The organism is Stappia sp. G46H5W (genome assembly GCF_058448995.1).
Window position 1 is genome coordinate 467,316 of the sequence record NZ_JBZFLL010000004.1, and the last position, 14,040, is coordinate 481,355.

Here is a 14,040-nt window from a genome sequence, read left to right on the forward strand (position 1 = left end):
TTACTCCATGGCACTGATCTTCACCGTCGAGGCGGGAGAGAGGGCGAGAACAGCTTCCACGGCTCGATCCGGTCCGAACTCGCTCGTCGACTCTGTCCCCATGATGTCGGCCAGCCGGGCACGGGCGCGGTTGACGCGACTTTTTACCGTGCCGATGGCACAACCGCAAATTTCAGCAGCTTCCTCATAAGAAAAGCCGGAAGCACCAATGAGGATCAGCGCTTCACGCTGGTCGTCGGGGAGCTGGTCGAGCGCCCGGCAGAAGTCGTCGAGGTCGAGATGACCCGTCTGATTCGGATGGGAGGCGAGCGTTGCCGAGTAGCGTCCGTCCACGTCCTGCACCTCGCGCTTGCGCTTGCGATGCGTCGAGTAGAGCGTGTTGCGCAGGATCGTGAACAACCAGGCCTTCATGTTGGTGCCCGGCTCGAAGCGGCCGAGGTTGGACCAGGCCTTCATCAGGGCTTCCTGGACCAGATCGTCGGCGCGGTCGCCCATCCCCACCAGCGACGCCGCGAAGGCGCGCAGGCTGGGAATGCAGGACACCATCTCGTCTTTCAGCTCGAGACTGTGCTCGTTCATGACCGGGCCTCCCCCTCGGAACCGCTCTGTTCGTCCAAACGTTTCAGCAGGTCCTCGAACCTTTGGGGCAGAGGCTGGGTCAGCACCTCGTTGTAGTAGGTTTGCAGCTGATTGCTGATGCGAGAGTGGACGTCGGTGTCCGAGGCTTTGGGCGGCTCTCCGTTCCGGGGTTTCTCGCTGTAATTTAGCATAGGCAGCAAATCCTTCTTCAGCTCCGCACCGACAACGCACCAGTGAGGATTTGGTTCCACCTGGCCTTGAACTTTTTGCCGATACGAATTGCGTGGGGCGGTGACAGGCCTGAATCAGGCCGTTGCCGGGCGCGACGGACCCGCCACGAGCCACACGAGGAAGCCAAGAACGGGCAGGGCCAGGATGAGCACGATCCAGATGACCTTAGCGAGCGTGGAGGCGCCCGAGCCGATGATCTTGACGATGGCGTAAACGTCCAGAACCAGAATGACGAGGCCGAGCAGGCCCCCCACCTCGATACCCATGTTCGCACTCCTTTCATGGCCGCCGGAGCGGCATGTACTCTTGTCCGCCGGGCGCCTGGCGGGCCGGAGGTTCGGCCCTGCGCTGCGGCGGCGTACTCGGTAGTCGGGAGGTGAACGTCCGTCGGGGTGATTTGGTTCCCCGGACGTAGGGGAAAGTTTGCAAGCCGTGTCAGCGGCTTCAGGGTGGGTCTGGATTTGCCGGTTAAAGATATTGCGAGGGGATGTTCTCGCGGAAGATCAGGTCCATCTTCAGCGGCGGGCGCAGCCCCGCGGCCTCGGCCGGACGGGCGAAGCGGGCCAGCGTCTCGCCGATCACCTGGTCCGGGTCGGAGTTGATCACCGCGTCCATCGTGCCCTCGATCAGGAGGCGGCGGGTGTCCTGGGTCAGGCCGTGGCCGATGAACACCACCCGCTCGCCCATGCCTTTTTCGGCGAGTGCCCTTGCGATGCCGTCGGACGAGCCGCCGACATTGTAGATTCCGACGAGATCCGGATTCTGCTCCAGCAGCGAGCGGGTGTGGTTGTAGTTCTCGTTGCGGTCGTCGTGGCCCTCGCGCATGCCGACGATCCTCAGGTCCGGATAGGCTTCTTCCAGCAGGCCGAGAAAGCCCATCTCGCGTTCCGCATGGGCGCGGTAGGTGCGGCTGCCGGCGACCAGCGCGACGCTGCCCTCGCGTGCGCCGCAGAACCGGCCGAGCAGCAGGGCGGCGGTGCGCCCGGCCGCCTGGTTGTCGAGCCCGACATAGGTCTCGCGCGCCGGGTGCGGCAGGTCGGAGACGATGGTGACGAGCCGGGTGCCGGCCGCGCTCACCTCTTCCGCCGCCTCGCGCACCAAGGGGTGGTCGATGGCCATGAAGGCGATGCCGTCGGCCCAGCGGGCGTGGTGGCGCAGCGCGGCGGCCAGCGCGCCGGCATCGAAACTGTCGATGAAGAAGCAGCGCAAGGGAGAGGCGTCGCGGGTCTGGGTGTCGGCGACAGCGCGCACCTTCTCGCCAAGCAGGCGCAGATAGGGGTTGGTGCCCATCGGCAGCAGGAAGGCGACATTGGGCGGGCGCTGCCCGTCCAGCTTCGCGCGCTCCTCCGCGCTCATGTAGCCGAGCTCCACGGCGGCGGCCAGCACCCGGGCGACCGTGCGCTCCTTCACCCCCTTGCGGCGGTTCAGCACCCGGTCGACGGTTGCCAGCGACACGCCTGCCGCTTCGGCCAGGTCCGCCATGGAGGGGATCTGGGAGGGGAACTGGATCTCTCCTGAGGGCACCTCAAAATACCTCAATATTTGATGTTTGACGTGATGCTCACGGCTTCGTAGCCTTTTGTCAAGAGATACGGATTTCGGCGATCTTCAGGGAGTGAAGGCCGTCAAAATACCTCATGGCTCACCGAAATAACGAGCCTTGAAACCATCTTGGGAGGATGCAATGACCAGACAGCTGTTTTCCGTCACGCGGCGCGGCGCCCTTGCGCTCGGTCTCGGCGCGGGTGCCTTCGCCATGGTGCCCGGCCTTGCCCGTGCCCAGTCCGTGACCCTGCGCTACGGCCACAACAACGAGCCGGCCAGCGTCGCCGGCGCCCAGGCCGACTGGTTCGCCGAAGCGGTGGGCAAGCATTCGGGCGGCGACATCGCCGTGCAGGTCTATCCCTCCTCCCAGCTCGGCAAGCTGCAGGAGCTGGCCGAGGCGGTCTCGCTCGGCACCATCGCCTTCTCGCACAACACCGCCGGCGGCATCGGTTCGCTCTACGAGCCCTTCGCCGCGCTCGACACGCCCTATCTCTACCGTGACGTCGACCACCTGATGAAGGTGATGGACATCAATTCGCCGGTGATGCAGGAGCTCAACCAGGGCCTGATCCAGGCGGCGAATGTCCGCGTGATCTACGCCCACTATTTCGGCCGCCGCAATCTCACCGCCAACAAGGCCGTGTACAAGCCGGCCGACCTTGCCGGCGAGAAGATCCGCGCCGTGCCTTTCCCGATCTACCAGGCCGCCATCGAGGGCATGGGCGCCGCGCCCGTTCCGGTCGACTGGTCCGAGGTGCCCACTGCGCTCGCCACCGGCGTCGTCGCCGGCCAGGAGAACCCGGTCAACGTCATCCTCAACGTCAAGCTCTACGAGGTGCAGTCGCATCTCATGCTGACCGGCCACATGTCCAATGCCGAGGTCGTCGTGATGAACGAGGACGCCTGGCAGGCCCTGTCGCCGGCCCAGAAGGAGGCGGTCGCCGCCGCCGCGCTGGAGATCCGCGAGCGCGCCACCAGGGCGATCCAGGACAACGAGGCCAAGGACACCCAGGCGTTGCGCGATGCCGGCATGACGGTGATCGGCCCCGAGGACGGTCTCGACGTCGAGGCCTTCCGCGCCTCGGTCAGCAAGGTCGTCGACGAGCGCTTCGGCGAAAAATACGGTGCCCTCTACGAGAAGATCCGGGCGATCTCCTGATCGCCCGAACAGTGAGCGAGAGGTGCGGCCATGACCGGCACGACTGAACCCGTCCCGCCGGGCGGCAGGCTCCTTGCGGGTGCGGCGGCATGCTGCCGCACTCTCGCCGTCCTGTTGCTGGCGGCGATGAGCGTGCTGGTGGTCGGCCAGGTGCTCGGCCGCAACCTTCTCGATCTCGGCATGCCCTGGGCGGACGAGCTCGCCCGCTTCTGCGGTGTCGCGCTGGTCTTTCTCTGCGTGCCGCTGCTGGCGCTGCAGGGCCGGCATGTTGCGGTGGAGCTGGTGCCGATGACGCTGCCGGCGCCCGCCCGCCGCTGGACCGGCGTGCTGGTCGAGCTCTGCGTGCTCGCCTTCTCGCTCTTCTTTCTCTATGGGCTCTACCGTTTTCTCGGCCGGGCGTGGAAATTCGCCACCCCGACCCTCGGCATCCCCAATTGGGTGTTCTACGCGCCCGCCATCGTCGCCATGGTGCTGCTGGCGCTTGTCACCCTTGCCCGTCTTCTCGCCCTCCTGCGCGGCGACACGCTCCCCGGTTCCGATCAGGCCCTGCCATGAGCCTCGTGCTTCTCCTCGTCTTCGCCGCCGCGCTGCTGCTCGGCGCGCCGATCGCCGTTGCCCTCGGCCTTGCCTCGGCGGTGGCCATCGTCGGCTTCGACCTGCCGGTGCATGTCTTGGCGCAGCGCGGCATCAACGCGCTCGATTCCACACCGCTGCTGGCCGTGCCGCTGTTCATCCTGGCCGCCAGCCTCCTCAACGCGATGGGCGTCACCACCCATATCTTCGACCTGGTGCGCCTCGTCGTCGGGCGCATCCGCGGCGCGGTCGCGCAGGTGTCGATCCTCGTCAGCCTGATCTTCTCCGGCGTCTCGGGCGCCGCGCTCGCCGATATCGGCGCGCTCGGCAAGATCCAGATCGACCAGATGTCGGGGCAGGGCTACCGGCGCGACTTTGCCGCCGGCATCACCATCGCCGCGGCCACCATCGGGCCGATCTTCCCGCCCTCGATCCCGCTGATCATCTATGCCAGCGTCACCAATGTCTCGGCGGTGCAACTGCTGGTCGCCGGCATCGTGCCGGCGCTGCTGATCACGCTCTTCCTGATGGTGCAGGTCGCCGTCATGGCGCGCATCTACAACCTGCCGCGCGACACGGTCAGCCCATCGCTTTCCGCCGTCGCCCGCAAGGCGGTGATCTCGCTGCCGGCGCTGGTCGCCCCGGTGATCCTGATCGGCGGCCTGCTCAGCGGCTATTTCGGTCCGACGGAGGTCGCCGGCGTAACGGTCGCCTATGCGCTGGCCATCGGCTTCCTCGTCTACCGCACGCTGACCTTCGCGGCCGTGTGGGAGAGCCTGCGCGAGACGGTGGAGGCGACCGCGGGCATCCTCTTCATCGTGTCGACGGCGGCCGTCTTCGCCTGGGTGCTCACGCTCGACCAGGTGCCGGCGATGGCCGGCCAGGTGCTGCTGGGCCTCTCCGACAATCCGCTGGTGCTGCTGCTTCTGGTCAACCTGCTGCTGCTCGTCGTCGGCATGTTCCTGGAATCCATCGCGGCGATCCTGATCATCGCGCCCATCGTCGCCCCGGCGCTGCACCAGGCCGGCGTCGATCCGCTGCAGCTCGGCATCGTCTTCGTGCTCAATCTGATGATCGGGCTGCTGACGCCGCCCATCGGCATGAGCCTCTACATGGTCTCCATCGTCGCCAAGATGCCGGTCCACTCGGTCATTCGCGGCGTGCTGCCCTTCTTCCTGCCCCTCGCGCTGTCGCTGCTGGTCGTCTCGGCCGTGCCGGCGGTGTCGACGTGGCTTCCCCGACTTCTCTCGCAATAGGGTTCTTCATGAGCAGGTTTCTCGGCGCAATCCGCCAGCTCGGCTACGTGGTCGACGACATCGAAGCGGCGATGGAGCATTGGTACAAGGTCATGGGCGTCGGCCCGTGGTACTACAATCCCAAGGTGCCCATCGAGGACTACCGCTATGACGGCCGGTCCTTCGAGGTCCACAATTCCGTCGCGCTGGCCAACAGCGGCCCGGTGCAGGTCGAGCTGATCCAGACCCGCAACGACGCCCCGTCGATGTATCGCGACTTCCGGCTTGCCGGCCATCGCGGGCTGCAGCACGTCGCCTACTGGACGCAAGATTACGACGCGGATCTCGCCCGCATGGAGGCCGAAGGCTTCCGCGTGAAGATGAGCGGCAAGGTCGGCGCCAACGGCCGTTTCGCTTATTTCGACCGCGAGGCCCATCCCGGCACGGTGATCGAGCTGTCCGAGGTGATGGGGCCGAAGGGCCGCATGTTCGACCTGATCCGCGCCGCCTCGGAAGGCTGGGACGGCAGCGATCCGGTCCGTCCCTTCCCCGACCTTTCCGCGATCTGAGGCGGGCGATGCAGGCGATCCCCCTCAAACCCGACAGCGTCGAGGCGACCTATCTGATCGAGACGCCGCTCGCGCCGGAAAAGGTCGCGGCGATCATGGCGGGCGAGCAGAGCTGCGGCACCTTCGTGCGCGTGGCCGGCGAGAGCGACGAATTGCGCGCCCGTGCCGGCGCCGAGGTGCTGTCCGTCGAGGACTTGGCGCCGGCGAGCGCCCCGAGCCTTGCCAGCGCCTGGCTCGAGCGTCAGGGCACGCCCGGCCCCTGGCGGCGCGCACGGGTGCGCATCGCCTATCCGCTCGCCAATATCGGCACCAACCTGCCGACCCTTGCCGCCACGGTCGCTGGCAATCTCTACGATCTCGGCGAGGTCACGGGGCTTCGCCTCGTCGATGTCGCCCTGCCGCAGGCCTGCCGCACCCGGTTCGACCTGCCGCTGCACGGCGTTGGCGGCACCCGCGCGGTGCTCGGCGTGGCTGGTCGGCCGCTCTTCGGCACGATCATCAAGCCGAATGTCGGCCTCAGCGCCGAAGAGATCGCCGCGCTGGTTGCGGACCTGTGCGAGGCCGGCGTCGATTTCATCAAGGACGACGAGATCTGCGCCGACCCGGACCATGCGCCGCTGGAGGCGCGGGTCCGTGCGGTGATGGCGCAGGTGCGGGCCTATCGCGAGCGCACCGGCCGCAACGTCATGGTCGCCTTCAACATCACCGACGAGCTCGACGCCATGCGCCGCCATGCGGATCTGGTGGAGCGCGAGGGCGGCTCCTGCGTCATGGCCAGCCTCAACTGGTGCGGACTGTCGGCGATGCAGTCGCTGCGCCGGTCCACGCCGCTCGTCGTGCACGGCCATCGCAACGGTTACGGCGCCTTCGCCCGCCATCCGCTGCTCGGCATCGGCTTCGACGCCTATCAGGCGCTCTATCGCCTTGCCGGCGTCGACCACATGCATGTGCACGGCATCGGCGGCAAGTTCTCCGACGCGCCGCGGGAAGTCGAGGAGGCGGCGCGCCGCTGCCTGCAGCCGCTCGCCCTTGATGCGCCGGATGCCTCCGACGCGGTGATGCCCGCGTTCTCCTCCGGCCAGTGGGCCGGCACCCTGCCAGTGACCGCGTGTGCGGCCGGGTCCAGCGACTTCCTGTTCATGGCGGGCGGGGGCATCCTCGCCCATCCTTCGGGCCCGGCGGCTGGTGTCGCCAGCCTGCGCCAGGCGTGGGAGGCGGTGGCCGCGAACGAGGATCTGGAACAGGCAGCAAGCTCGCGGCCGGAGCTCGCCGGGGCGCTCTCCTTCTTCGGGAAAAAGGCCGGGTAACGGGCATGAGCGGCTACGTCTTCATCGGAGACGATTTCACCGGTGCGTCCGACACGCTGGCGACGCTGGCCGAGGCGGGCATCGCCGCCCGCCTGTGCGTGGAAGGGCCCTCGCTGTCCCGCCTGCCCGAGACGCCGCGCGGGCAGGGGGCGTTTCCGGCCGTCGGCATCGCCACGGACTTTCGTGCCTGCGCGCCGTCCATCGTCGAGCCGCGCCTGCGCGCCCTGATGCCGCTGGTGCGCGCGCGCCAGCCCCGCTTCGTGCACTACAAGATCTGCTCCACCTTCGATTCCGCCCCGCATGTGGGCAATGTCGGCGCGGCTGTCGCCGTGCTGGAGGAGGAGCTGTCGCCGGCGCTCACCGTCATCCTCGGCGGCCAGCCCAGCCTGCAGCGCTTCTGCCTGTTCGGCACGCTGTTCGCGCGTGCGCCCGACGGGGCGGTGCATCGCATCGACCGCCACCCGGTGATGAGCCGGCATCCGGTCACGCCGATGGGGGAGGCGGACCTGCGCCGTCATCTCGCCGCGCAAGGGCTCGGCGATCTGGCGTTGCTGGCGCGGCCCGAGCTGGCGGATGCGGCGGCCAATCTTTCGGCCATGGCCGAGGGCGGCGGGCGCCGCGTGCTGGTCGATGCGGTCGACGATACGGATATCGAGATGCTGGGCCTTGCCCTGTCGCTGCTGGAAACCCACGGCCGGCCGCTGCTGCTGGTCGGGGCCAGCGGCGTTGCCGAGGCGGTTGCGGGCAAGGCAGCGGGAACGGGGTCCGGTGCCTCGGCGCTCGGACCGGTTGCCGGGTCGCGCCTTGCGCTTGCCGGCAGCCGTTCTGCGGCGACGGCGGCCCAGGTCGCGGCGGCAACACGCTACACGCGCCTCGTCTTGCGCGCCTCGGACATTGCGGGCGAGGGGCGGGAGATCTTTGCCGCGCGCTGCGCGCAAATGCTCGCCGCCGGCACCAACGTGCTCGCCCATCTCGATCCGGAGGCGGATTACGGTCTTGCGCCCGATGCGCTGTCCGAAAGCCTTGCCGAGCTTGCCGCGCGCATCCTGGCGCTGCATCCCGTTGGCGCGTTGGCGGTCGCCGGCGGCGATACCTCGGGTGCGGTGGTGCGCCGGCTCGGCTTCGACAGCCTCTCCTTCGAGGCGCGCGCCGGCTCCGGCGTTGCCGTATGCCGCGGCCATGCGCCGGGCACGCCGCTGGAGGGCATGCGCTTGCTGCTCAAGGGCGGGCAGGTCGGCCCGCTCGACCTCTTCGACCGGTTCGCCGCCTGACGTGACGCGCGCAGGCGCGCGTCACCGTGCAGGACATGAGGCGCGGCCCTATGCGCCGCGCGGCAGGTGGATCGAGTTGGCGACCTCGATCAGGTGCGGGGCCAGTTCCCCGCGCACCCTCTCCACACTCCATTTCATGCTGGAAACCGAGCATTGCACCGTGGCGACGGGCCGGCCGTCGCCGGACATGATCGGTGCGGCGATGCCGATCTCGTTCATGATGTTCTCGCTGTGGGTCAGCCCGTAGCCATAGGCGACCGCCTCCTCGATGGCCTCGGCGATCTTGCTCCGGTCCGTCGTCGTCTTCGGCGTCAGCGGCTTGATCGGCCAGGTCTCGACCGCCTCCTTGCGCTCGGCCTCGCTCAGCCTTGCGATCATCGCCCGCCCGCTCGAGGTGGTCAGCGCCGACAGCCGGCGTCCGGCCACCATCGCGCCGAAGGCGGTGAGCTGGGTCGGGATGCGGATCACGTAGACGATCTCCTGGCCGGCGAGCCGCGCCACGTTGACCCGTTCGCCGAGCGTGCGGCCGAGCTCGATAGCCTTGGGCATGGCGAGCTGCACCAGCGGGTCGGCCCATTGATAGGCGTTGCCCAGCTCCAGGAACTTGATGGAGGGGCTGTAGCGCCGCGATTCCGGGTCCTTGTTGAGGTAGCCCGTCTTGTGCAGCGTGTTGGTCAGCCGCTGCGCCGCGCTCTTGTCGAGGCCCGTCAGCTCGGCGATCTCGGTCAGGCCCAGCACCGTGTTGTGCTCGTTGAACAGGCTAAGCACCCGCAAGCCTTTGTCGAGCGAGCCGACGAACAAAGTGTCCTGCTTTCCCTTCGGCATAGACCTCCCCTGTTCCTTCGTTCCGTCTTTCGCGCAAGAATCTTGCGGATAGCGTGAGGTTTGGATTCTTGACACGTTCCAAACTGGACAATACGCTCAACCATAATACGGTCAAACGTATTATTATATAATAATCGAAAACCAGAGGGACCGGTGCCGCGCCGGTTGAATGAGCAGATGAAGACACGCCTCCTGATGAGCACCGTTGCCCTGGCCGTCGTCATGACTGCCGGCAGCGCCATGGCCGACAAGGCCAATGACACGCTGAACGCCGCCTTCACCAAGGAACTGGAATCGGTCGACAGCTACTTCAATTCCGCCCGCGAGGGCGTGATCCTGCAGCGGTCCATCTGGGACGGCCTGCTCTATCTCAACCAGGAAACCGGCGAGTACGAGGGCAACCTCGCGACCTCCTGGACCTGGGTCGACGACACCACGCTGGAGCTGAAGCTGCGCGAGGGCGTCAAGTTCCACAACGGTGAGGAGTTCGACGCCGACGACGTGGTCTACACGGTCGAGTTCGTCGCCAAGCCGGAGAACGGCGTCGTCGTCCAGCGCAACGTCAACTGGATGAAGGGCGCGGAAAAGGTCGACAAGTACACCGTCCGCATCTTCACCAATGGCCCGTTCCCGGCCGCGCTCGAGTATCTCGCCGGTCCGGTCTCGATCTATCCGAACGAGTATTACGCCGAGGCCGGTCCCGCCGGCATGGCGCTGAAGCCGGTCGGCACCGGTCCCTACCAGGTCGAGAGCGTCGAGCCCGGCAAGCATTTCGTGCTGAAGAAGTACGAGGGCTATCACGGCGGCCCGAAGGGCATGGCGAGCATCGGCACCATCGACATCCGCACCATTCCCGACGTCAACACCCAGCTCGCCGAGCTGTTCAGCGGCGGCCTCGACTTCATCTGGGGCGTCCCGGCCGATCAGGCCGAGAAGCTGGCGATGATGGACCGCGTCAACGTGGTCAACGAGAGCACCATGCGCGTCGGCTATCTGGAGCTCGACGCTGCGGGCCGCAGCGGCGCCGACAACCCGATGACCAAGACCAAGGTGCGTCAGGCCATCGCCCATGCGATCGACCGCCAGGCCATCGTCGACAACCTGCTCAAGGGCGCCTCGAAGGTCGTGCACTCGGCCTGCTTCCCGAGCCAGTTCGGCTGCGACGTGGACGTGACCAAGTACGAGTTCGACCCGGAGAAGGCCAAGGCCCTGCTCGCGGAAGCCGGCTATCCGGAAGGCTTCTCGGTCGACTTCTATGCCTATCGCGACCGTCCCTATGCCGAGGCGATGCTGTCCTACCTCGCCAATGTCGGCATCCAGGCCAACCTGAAGTTCCTGCAGTACTCGGCCCTGCGCGACATGCGCCACAAGGGCGAGACCAGCATGAGCTTCCAGACCTGGGGCTCTTACTCGGTCAACGACGCCTCGGCGATCACCAGCCAGTTCTTCAAGCACGGCAAGGAAGACTTCGCCCGTGACGACGAGGTCCTGGAGTGGCTCAACGTCGCCGACACCTCGGTCGATCCGGCAGTGCGCAAGGAGAACTACTCCAAGGCGCTGAACAAGATCGCCGACGAGGCCTACTGGGTGCCGCTGTTCTCCTACAACGCGAACTACGTGTTCACGAAGGAGGCCACCTTCACCCCGACCCCGGACGAGGTCGTGCGCTTCTTCCACGTTCGCTGGAACTAAGCGCCAAGCCGCGAACCGCGCCCGGCCTTCCTCTCGCCGGGCGCGGATCGTGCCTTTCGCAGCTTGCCGTGACCGGCCGTCCGCACCCCGCAAGGGAGCGCGGTCTTCCGGGTATTGGCGAGCCCGTTTCGCTCCGCCCCCCGCGTGCCGCGGCCGCCTGACGATCGGAACCCGAGATGCTTATGTTCACCCTGAAACGGCTGGGGCTCGCCATTCTGGTGACCTTCACCGTGTCGCTGCTGAGCTTCAGCCTGCTGTTCATGTCCGGCGATCCAGCCTCGGCCATTGCCGGCGAGAACGCCTCCGCCACCGACATCGAGGCGATCCGCGTCCTCTACGGCTTCGACCGGCCCTTCCTCGTGCAATATGCCGACTGGCTGTTCGGCGCGCTGTCGGGCGATTTCGGGCAGAGCTACTATTTCCGCGTGCCGGTCGCCCAACTGATCGGCGAGCGCCTGTCGACGACGATGCTGCTCGGCGTGTGCGGCATCTCCTTCGCGCTGGTCACCGCCATTCCGCTCGGCGTTGCCGCGGCGATGCGCCCGAACTCCCTGATCGACCGTACCGCGCTGTTCCTGTCGGTGATGGGTCAGGCGATGCCGAGCTTCTGGTTCGGCCTGGTGCTGATCGTCGTCTTCTCGATCCAGCTCGGCTGGCTGCCGCCGTCCGGCTCGGCGACCTGGAAGCACTTCATCATGCCGACCGTCGTGCTCGGCTATTACGCCATGCCGGCGATCATGCGCCTGACGCGCGCCGGCATGCTGGAGGTGCTGAACGCGGACTACATCCGCACCGCGCGGGCCAAGGGTGCCAGCGAGACGCGGGTGATGTTCAAGCATGCGCTGCGCAACGCGGTGGTGCCGGTGGTCAGCCTCGCCGCCGTGCAGATGGGCTTCATGCTGGGCGGTTCCATCGTGGTGGAGTCCATCTTCGCCCTGCATGGCGCCGGCTATCTCGCCTGGGAGTCGATCGCCCGCAACGACCTGCCGACCGTGCAGGCGCTGATCCTGATCTTCTCGCTGTTCTACATCGTCTTCACGTTCCTGTCGGATCTGGTCAATGCCTGGCTCGATCCGCGCATCCGGGTGGGCTGATCCGACATGGCACGCACCATCGAAACCGTCGCGGAAGACCTCCGCACCCCGAGCCCGGCCGCGATCCTGCGCAAGCGCATCTTCGGTCACTACGGTCTCGTCTTCGGCGTCGTCGTCCTTGCGATCATCGTCGCGCTGGCGCTGTTCGCCCCGCTGCTGACGCCGCACGATCCGTATGCCCAGGACCTCCTGGCGCGCATGAAGCCGCCGTTCTGGATGCCGGGCGCCGACCCCAACCATCTGCTGGGCACCGACTTCCTCGGCCGCGACTATCTCGCGCGGCTGCTCTACGGCGCCCGCATCTCGCTCGCCATCGGCCTGTTCGCGGCGCTGATCTCCGGCCTCATCGGCACGGCGATGGGCGTTGCCGCCGGCTATTTCGGCGGCCGGGTGGACCTCGTCGTCACCTTCCTGATCAACGTGCGCCTGGCCATGCCGGTGGTGCTGGTGGCGCTGGCCGTCGTCGCCATCCTCGGCGGCTCGCTGCAGGTGGTGGTCTGCGTCCTCGGCCTGCTGCTGTGGGACCGGTTCGCGGTGGTCATGCGTTCTTCCGTGCTGCAGGTGCGCGACCTCGAATACGTCAACGCCGCAAAGGCCATCGGCTGCTCGACCCGGCGCATCATCCTGCGCGAGATCATGCCGAACGTGGTCAACAACCTGATCGTCGTCGCGACGCTGGAAATGGCCCACGCCATCCTGCTGGAGGCCGCGCTCTCGTTCCTCGGCCTCGGCGTGCAGCCGCCCACCCCGTCCTGGGGCCTGATGATCTCGGAAGGCAAGCAGATGATGCTGTTCGAGCCCTGGCTGATCGCCATTCCGGGCGTCGCGCTGTTCATCCTGGTTCTGGCCATCAACCTTCTCGGCGACGGGCTTCGCGACGTCACCGCACCGGAAAACAGGGGCTGAGATCCATGAGCGAACCTGTCCTCAAGGTAGACAACCTCACCATCGACATCCCGATGGCGCAGGGCACCCTTCACGCGGTGCGCGGCATCGACTTCGAGCTGAAGCGCGGCGAGACCCTGTGCATCGTCGGCGAGAGCGGCAGCGGCAAGTCGCTGACCTCGCTCGCCATCATGGGCCTTCTGTCGAAGAAGATGCGCTGCAACGCGGCCGGGCTGAACTTTTCCGGCATCGACCTGCGCAAGCAGTCGCCGCGGGCCATGCGCGCCCTGCGCGGCGACCGCATGGCGATGATCTTCCAGGAGCCGATGACCTCGCTCAACCCGGCCTACACTATCGGCGACCAGCTGATGGAGGCGCTCCAGCTGCACCGTCCGGTCAGCCGCGCCGAGGCGCGGGCCCGGGCCATCGAGCTGCTCGGCAAGGTCGGCATCACGGCGGCGGAAAGCCGGCTCTCCCAGTATCCGCACCAGCTCTCCGGCGGCCTGCGCCAGCGCGTCATGATCGCCATGGCGCTGATGTGCGAGCCGGAGCTGATTATCGCGGATGAGCCGACCACCGCGCTCGACGTCACAATCCAGGCGCAGATCCTGCGCCTGCTCGCCGATCTCCAGCGCGAGATGAACATGGCGATGATCCTGGTCACCCACGATCTCGGCGTCGTCGCCCGCATCGCCGACAAGGTGGTGGTGATGTATGCCGGCGAGGTGGTGGAAAAGGGCAGCGCCCGCGAGATCTTCGAGAACCCGCGCCATCCCTACACCCGCGGCCTGCTGCGCTGCATCCCGGTTCCGGGCAAGACCAAGCCCGGCGAGCATCTCGGCTCGATCCCGGGCATCGTGCCCTCGCTGATCGGCCAGGTGGAAGGCTGCGCCTTCCGCTCGCGCTGCGACGTGGCGGAGGCCGTGTGTGCCTCGCAGGTGCCGGTGCGCCGGACCGGCGAGGATCACATGTATCGCTGCATCCACGAGGTCCAGGCAGGAGCGCCGTCATGAGCCCCACCACGACGACCGAAGCCGGCAAGAGCGAAGCCCTCACGCCGGAGGCCGGCGCCGTT

Annotated in this window: 15 protein-coding genes; 10 read left to right on the plus strand and 5 right to left on the minus strand. The window is 67.1% G+C overall.

Annotation, left to right across the window (positions count from 1 at the left end):
• From ACVJ6E_RS15005 to ACVJ6E_RS15020, 4 genes are all read right to left on the minus strand, one after another.
• Positions 1–579, minus strand: a complete 579-nt coding sequence (locus tag ACVJ6E_RS15005; RefSeq protein ID WP_120269386.1) for a sigma-70 family RNA polymerase sigma factor — start codon at positions 577–579, stop codon at positions 1–3.
• Positions 576–770, minus strand: coding sequence for a NepR family anti-sigma factor (locus ACVJ6E_RS15010; protein WP_120269385.1), 195 nt, complete (start codon positions 768–770; stop codon positions 576–578). The genes ACVJ6E_RS15005 and ACVJ6E_RS15010 overlap by 4 nt, the downstream gene beginning before the upstream one ends.
• 114 nt (positions 771–884) lie before the next feature.
• Positions 885–1,076 carry a PLD nuclease N-terminal domain-containing protein gene (locus ACVJ6E_RS15015; RefSeq protein ID WP_120269384.1) on the minus strand — a complete coding sequence of 64 codons (192 nt, stop codon included), beginning with the start codon at positions 1,074–1,076 and terminating at the stop codon, positions 885–887.
• Positions 1,077–1,278: 202 nt separating this feature from the next.
• Positions 1,279–2,292, minus strand: coding sequence for a LacI family DNA-binding transcriptional regulator (locus ACVJ6E_RS15020; protein WP_120269383.1), 1,014 nt, complete (start codon positions 2,290–2,292; stop codon positions 1,279–1,281).
• A 202-nt stretch (positions 2,293–2,494) separates the two neighbouring features.
• Here ACVJ6E_RS15020 and ACVJ6E_RS15025 point away from each other — a divergent pair, with 202 nt between their 5' ends.
• From ACVJ6E_RS15025 to ACVJ6E_RS15050, 6 genes are read left to right on the plus strand one after another with little or no spacing between them, the layout of a single operon-like run.
• The gene (locus ACVJ6E_RS15025) at positions 2,495–3,514 is read left to right on the plus strand and encodes a TRAP transporter substrate-binding protein (protein ID WP_120269382.1); all 1,020 of its coding nucleotides are present in this window, start codon (positions 2,495–2,497) and stop codon (positions 3,512–3,514) included.
• 30 nt (positions 3,515–3,544) lie between these two features.
• Positions 3,545–4,069: a TRAP transporter small permease gene (locus ACVJ6E_RS15030; protein ID WP_120269381.1), complete on the plus strand. Its 525-nt coding sequence runs from the start codon at positions 3,545–3,547 to the stop codon at positions 4,067–4,069.
• Positions 4,066–5,343, plus strand: coding sequence for a TRAP transporter large permease (locus ACVJ6E_RS15035; protein ID WP_120269380.1), 1,278 nt, complete (start codon positions 4,066–4,068; stop codon positions 5,341–5,343). The genes ACVJ6E_RS15030 and ACVJ6E_RS15035 overlap by 4 nt, the downstream gene beginning before the upstream one ends.
• A gap of 8 nt (positions 5,344–5,351) precedes the next feature.
• A complete protein-coding gene (locus ACVJ6E_RS15040; RefSeq protein WP_120269379.1) occupies positions 5,352–5,891 on the plus strand; it encodes a VOC family protein in 540 nt (179 codons plus the stop codon).
• A gap of 8 nt (positions 5,892–5,899) precedes the next feature.
• Complete coding sequence (locus tag ACVJ6E_RS15045; RefSeq protein WP_120269378.1) at positions 5,900–7,198, plus strand: ribulose-bisphosphate carboxylase large subunit family protein; 1,299 nt, start codon at positions 5,900–5,902, stop codon at positions 7,196–7,198.
• Between the two features lie 5 nt (positions 7,199–7,203).
• Positions 7,204–8,469 (plus strand): four-carbon acid sugar kinase family protein, encoded by a 1,266-nt coding sequence (locus ACVJ6E_RS15050; RefSeq protein WP_120269377.1) that lies wholly within the window; start codon positions 7,204–7,206, stop codon positions 8,467–8,469.
• Between the two features lie 48 nt (positions 8,470–8,517).
• On the opposite strand, the gene ACVJ6E_RS15055 is transcribed toward ACVJ6E_RS15050, so the two are convergent.
• Positions 8,518–9,294, minus strand: coding sequence for an IclR family transcriptional regulator (locus ACVJ6E_RS15055; protein ID WP_120269376.1), 777 nt, complete (start codon positions 9,292–9,294; stop codon positions 8,518–8,520).
• Between the two features lie 195 nt (positions 9,295–9,489).
• Between ACVJ6E_RS15055 and ACVJ6E_RS15060 the strand changes: the two genes are divergently transcribed.
• The 4 genes from ACVJ6E_RS15060 to ACVJ6E_RS15075 all read left to right on the plus strand — a co-directional run bounded on the left by ACVJ6E_RS15060 (position 9,490) and on the right by ACVJ6E_RS15075 (position 13,978).
• Positions 9,490–10,986, plus strand: coding sequence for an ABC transporter substrate-binding protein (locus ACVJ6E_RS15060; RefSeq protein ID WP_245165111.1), 1,497 nt, complete (start codon positions 9,490–9,492; stop codon positions 10,984–10,986).
• A 176-nt stretch (positions 10,987–11,162) separates the two neighbouring features.
• The gene (locus ACVJ6E_RS15065) at positions 11,163–12,080 is read left to right on the plus strand and encodes an ABC transporter permease (protein WP_067219642.1); all 918 of its coding nucleotides are present in this window, start codon (positions 11,163–11,165) and stop codon (positions 12,078–12,080) included.
• A 6-nt stretch (positions 12,081–12,086) separates the two neighbouring features.
• Positions 12,087–12,986, plus strand: a complete 900-nt coding sequence (locus ACVJ6E_RS15070; RefSeq protein WP_120269374.1) for an ABC transporter permease — start codon at positions 12,087–12,089, stop codon at positions 12,984–12,986.
• Positions 12,987–12,991: 5 nt separating this feature from the next.
• Positions 12,992–13,978, plus strand: coding sequence for an ABC transporter ATP-binding protein (locus tag ACVJ6E_RS15075; RefSeq protein ID WP_120269373.1), 987 nt, complete (start codon positions 12,992–12,994; stop codon positions 13,976–13,978).
• The last annotated feature ends 62 nt before the right edge of the window (positions 13,979–14,040 follow it).

Excerpts from the sequence above, each read along its gene's own strand:
- ACVJ6E_RS15005 (WP_120269386.1), bottom strand. The coding sequence starts at position 579 with ATGAACGAGCACAGTCTCGAGCTGAAAGACGAGATGGTGTCCTGCATT.
- ACVJ6E_RS15010 (WP_120269385.1), bottom strand. The coding sequence starts at position 770 with ATGCTAAATTACAGCGAGAAACCCCGGAACGGAGAGCCGCCCAAAGCC.
- ACVJ6E_RS15015 (WP_120269384.1), bottom strand. The coding sequence starts at position 1,076 with ATGGGTATCGAGGTGGGGGGCCTGCTCGGCCTCGTCATTCTGGTTCTG.
- ACVJ6E_RS15020 (WP_120269383.1), bottom strand. The coding sequence starts at position 2,292 with ATGGCGGACCTGGCCGAAGCGGCAGGCGTGTCGCTGGCAACCGTCGAC.
- ACVJ6E_RS15025 (WP_120269382.1), top strand. The coding sequence starts at position 2,495 with ATGACCAGACAGCTGTTTTCCGTCACGCGGCGCGGCGCCCTTGCGCTC.
- ACVJ6E_RS15030 (WP_120269381.1), top strand. The coding sequence starts at position 3,545 with ATGACCGGCACGACTGAACCCGTCCCGCCGGGCGGCAGGCTCCTTGCG.
- ACVJ6E_RS15035 (WP_120269380.1), top strand. The coding sequence starts at position 4,066 with ATGAGCCTCGTGCTTCTCCTCGTCTTCGCCGCCGCGCTGCTGCTCGGC.
- ACVJ6E_RS15040 (WP_120269379.1), top strand. The coding sequence starts at position 5,352 with ATGAGCAGGTTTCTCGGCGCAATCCGCCAGCTCGGCTACGTGGTCGAC.
- ACVJ6E_RS15045 (WP_120269378.1), top strand. The coding sequence starts at position 5,900 with ATGCAGGCGATCCCCCTCAAACCCGACAGCGTCGAGGCGACCTATCTG.
- ACVJ6E_RS15050 (WP_120269377.1), top strand. The coding sequence starts at position 7,204 with ATGAGCGGCTACGTCTTCATCGGAGACGATTTCACCGGTGCGTCCGAC.
- ACVJ6E_RS15055 (WP_120269376.1), bottom strand. The coding sequence starts at position 9,294 with ATGCCGAAGGGAAAGCAGGACACTTTGTTCGTCGGCTCGCTCGACAAA.
- ACVJ6E_RS15060 (WP_245165111.1), top strand. The coding sequence starts at position 9,490 with ATGAGCACCGTTGCCCTGGCCGTCGTCATGACTGCCGGCAGCGCCATG.
- ACVJ6E_RS15065 (WP_067219642.1), top strand. The coding sequence starts at position 11,163 with ATGCTTATGTTCACCCTGAAACGGCTGGGGCTCGCCATTCTGGTGACC.
- ACVJ6E_RS15070 (WP_120269374.1), top strand. The coding sequence starts at position 12,087 with ATGGCACGCACCATCGAAACCGTCGCGGAAGACCTCCGCACCCCGAGC.
- ACVJ6E_RS15075 (WP_120269373.1), top strand. The coding sequence starts at position 12,992 with ATGAGCGAACCTGTCCTCAAGGTAGACAACCTCACCATCGACATCCCG.